At 49.8% G+C, this 3,082-nt stretch carries 5 protein-coding genes; all 5 read right to left on the reverse strand.

Translation table 11 applies throughout. From position 1 onward, the window contains the following. Positions 1-122: 122 nt before the first annotated feature. Entirely contained in the window at positions 123-353 is a 231-nt protein-coding gene (locus tag E5329_RS28695; RefSeq protein ID WP_135992520.1) for a DUF4314 domain-containing protein, read from the reverse strand. Continuing rightward, a complete protein-coding gene (locus E5329_RS31390; protein ID WP_275443871.1) occupies positions 343-1,323 on the reverse strand; it encodes a hypothetical protein in 981 nt (326 codons plus the stop codon). Before E5329_RS31390 ends, E5329_RS28695 begins: the two co-directional genes overlap by 11 nt. A 98-nt stretch (positions 1,324-1,421) precedes the next feature. Beyond that, positions 1,422-1,610, reverse strand: coding sequence for a DUF5049 domain-containing protein (locus tag E5329_RS28705; protein ID WP_135992521.1), 189 nt, complete (start codon positions 1,608-1,610; stop codon positions 1,422-1,424). Continuing rightward, positions 1,582-2,106, reverse strand: coding sequence for a gamma-glutamylcyclotransferase family protein (locus E5329_RS28710; RefSeq protein ID WP_135992522.1), 525 nt, complete (start codon positions 2,104-2,106; stop codon positions 1,582-1,584). Before E5329_RS28710 ends, E5329_RS28705 begins: the two co-directional genes overlap by 29 nt. Continuing rightward, positions 2,103-3,059 carry an amidoligase family protein gene (locus E5329_RS28715; protein ID WP_135992523.1) on the reverse strand — a complete coding sequence of 319 codons (957 nt, stop codon included), beginning with the start codon at positions 3,057-3,059 and terminating at the stop codon, positions 2,103-2,105. Before E5329_RS28715 ends, E5329_RS28710 begins: the two co-directional genes overlap by 4 nt. Positions 3,060-3,082 lie beyond the last annotated feature (23 nt).

The raw sequence follows: 3,082 nt of genomic DNA on the forward strand, positions 1-3,082 counted from the left end.
TTACATCTATCACTCACATTGCCATAAAAAGCAAGTGTCGTTTTTAATAAAAGGGACTGCCATGGTGGCATACCCACCGTAAAGTTCAGGGAGCCCCATGAGAGGCTCCCCCCGTTAATGTGCTACAGTTTCCTCACCCGGTCCTCGCCATATACAATGCCAAGCCCGGAACCGCAGTCCCAGTCAACGAATACTGTCGCGGTATCGTCAACCAAGCGGACAGTACCTTTGTCGCCGGGTTTGAGGCGGCTGTAAGGATCATCCATATGGATAAGTTCCACCCGTGTGCCAATAGGGTACATTTTCCGTATCCGTTCCACAGTTTTCTGATTAGGAAATCTGCTATTTGCCATAAGTTTCACCTCCCGCGTCCTCTTCCTGTGTCTCATATTCTGCGGCATCTGCTTCTTCCAGCGGAATGGTAAGCTCCTGCGCTGCCACAAGCGTCGCTTCTGCCGGATTTGGTGGGATTGCAGCAGTCTCATTACGTTCCGGGCGGTGGCCGGATTTCCAGCTGCTGTTGCCGGTAAGGTTCCTCAGCAGGATTTTGCGGGCGGTTTTGTACTCATCCCCGATAAAACCTAAGCGGATCAGAAACAGGCGCATGGTAAACTTGGCGTTCTCAATCGGTTTTTCTACCGCCGTCACCCGTTTCTGCGTCTTCGCCATTTTGCAGACGGCGGCGATTAAGCGGTTATAGGCATCGGCTTCGCCGTCAATATCATGGAGAGTGAACCACGGGAAAGTAATCCTGCCGTCAAGTTCCACGATTGATAGGTCGTCTGTTCCCAGCGCTTGTTTAAGTAAAGTTGCTTTGCTGGCGACGATTTTCTTTAGATTTTCCCGTATTTCCGGGGTAAACCCCGTGTTGGGAATCTCGATTGTCAGTTTACCCGGTGCATCAGCACTTGGCGTCACATCAGTATTTAGTGCTGCGTCAGGTATATCTACATCTGCAGCAGGTTCTTCCAGATTGGTTTCATTCATAGCAGCTTCCGTTGCCGTATTTTCTGTCGAAGTGCCCATTGTTCCATTTGCTGGAACTCCATCCGCGTCAGACACTTCTGCCATATTGTCTATGGCTACCCTTTCTGCTTCGAAGCCCCGCTCCTGTAAATCGCTGATGAGCACTGCTGCAAAATCGGGATGGATATTACTGCCATATGACAGCACGCCGTTTCTGTCTACGGTATAATTACCAATGCTGTAGGAGAAACTGGGTGCGCCCTGGTAGACAGCAGGTTTATCCAGTATTTGGCTGATAGCTTCAACCAGCGGTTTTCTATCGCTGCCATGGAGATTGTAATTATATTGGAAGTTCATATTATTTGCTCCTTTCGTTTGGCTGTACACACATCTATCACTCAGACTGCCGGTTCCGGCAAGTCTTGTTTTGTCATAACAATATGGAATAATGTGTGTCATTCTGCTTCCGGGGCTTCGCCGGTGAATATGTAATTTGCATATTCTTCCCGGTGTTCTTCCAAATAAATGACTAACTCATAATAGCTCTCACGGTTAGCAATCCACTGTACCATGCGGGTGTCCAGCATATTGGTTTCCCCACTTTGCCGGATAGCCTCAATCTGTTCCTTGATTCTTTCCGTCATACGTCCCACCCCCTTCATACTTTTCTGCCAGATATGCTTCCCAAACTGAGTCAAGCACAGCGTGGCGCAGAATTTTGACGTCAAAGCCAGCATCCTCATAGCCTTGCCGGATTGTATCGAAGTAACTGCGCGACGGCGTGCCATAGGGATGCAAGGCTTCGTTCATGATATAAACCATTGCCCGGATCCGTCTGCTGTCCACTGTTACCTTTACCATTTCCTTACGGTAAAGATGTGGGTAACCCTCATAGATGTCGAGATTATGCTCGTCACTTGGCTGTAGTCGCCAAATGAGGATGGGGACTTTTCTGCCTCGGCGTTTCTCAATCGTGGCTACGGCAGTGCCTTTGCCACGAAACATCAGGCGGTAATTCTGTAAATAAGTTGCTTTTACAACCTCTGCTGTCGGGCAGCGTTTTGCCATCTGCCCCAGGTTGAGGTTGGAGCCATAGGCGATATAGAACCTGTCTTTTGTTACATTGTTACTTTTGCTCATATATTTTGCCCTCCATTCTCAGTATTCCTGGCGCCAATATGGCTCCTGACATTCTCCCTGGAACCGTACCGCCAGGCGGCATTGCCGTCTAGGTGTTGGTAGAGATGCTCCCGGCAGCTCTTGAACTCATCGCCGATAAAACCGATGCGGTTCAGCCAAACACGCATGGCGAACTTCTCATTTTCTTCCTGCACCTTGCGGTAGCTGGCGCTTTTCTGTGTCAACGCCTGATGGTTCAGGGCGAGCGCCAGCACGATATATGCCCGTATTTTCCCGGCATGGAGCGTGCTGTTGAAGCCCCGAAGCTCCACCGTATGGTTGCCATGGAAGAAGCTGTGTAAATTGAGAAAATGATAGCGGCTGGTGTGGTAGTGGCCGTTACAGTTTCCCGTATAGTTCTCATACCAAATAGATTCTATCTGCCTTAGTGTTTTTGGCTTTACCTGGTTCATGCGCTCTACCAAAATAGCGTCCATTTTCTTGCAGTAACGCATCCGTTCCGGCGCAATCTGCAACGACTTATAAAGCAGGTCGTTGTGCGCATAAATGATGTTGATGAAGTTGCGTATGCTTCTAGGGGTGTGGGCAGCTCCGTCGAGATGGATATGGATGCCGCAGGACTTGTTCGCAAATCCTCCGGCTTTCCTGAGCCTTCTTGCCAAAGCCTGCACCCGGTCAATATCCTCCCGGTAGAGCAGGATGGGACTGACCAGTTCCACGCTGTAACTGTCATTAGCGGAGACAGTCCTGCGCCCCTCTTTTTTCTGGCAATGCAGGCTGCCATCGTACATCACTTTCCAGACACGCCCATCCGGAGCGGTTATTTTGTGGGTGTCATAATAATCCCCGGCAGTGTCAGTCGTACCGCCTAAGTAATGTGCGGCAACTTCTGCTGCTTTTTGCCTGGTAATCCCGGTGAATTCGATCTCCAGGCCGAATCTTTTCGTAAACATTTGCCCTCCTTTCCTGCGGCTGT

This window comes from Petralouisia muris, from assembly GCF_004793545.1.
Lineage (GTDB): Bacteria > Bacillota > Clostridia > Lachnospirales > Lachnospiraceae > Petralouisia > Petralouisia muris.

Excerpts from the sequence above, each read along its gene's own strand:
- E5329_RS31390 (WP_275443871.1), bottom strand. The coding sequence starts at position 1,323 with ATGAACTTCCAATATAATTACAATCTCCATGGCAGCGATAGAAAACCG.
- E5329_RS28710 (WP_135992522.1), bottom strand. The coding sequence starts at position 2,106 with ATGAGCAAAAGTAACAATGTAACAAAAGACAGGTTCTATATCGCCTAT.
- E5329_RS28705 (WP_135992521.1), bottom strand. The coding sequence starts at position 1,610 with ATGACGGAAAGAATCAAGGAACAGATTGAGGCTATCCGGCAAAGTGGG.
- E5329_RS28695 (WP_135992520.1), bottom strand. The coding sequence starts at position 353 with ATGGCAAATAGCAGATTTCCTAATCAGAAAACTGTGGAACGGATACGG.
- E5329_RS28715 (WP_135992523.1), bottom strand. The coding sequence starts at position 3,059 with ATGTTTACGAAAAGATTCGGCCTGGAGATCGAATTCACCGGGATTACC.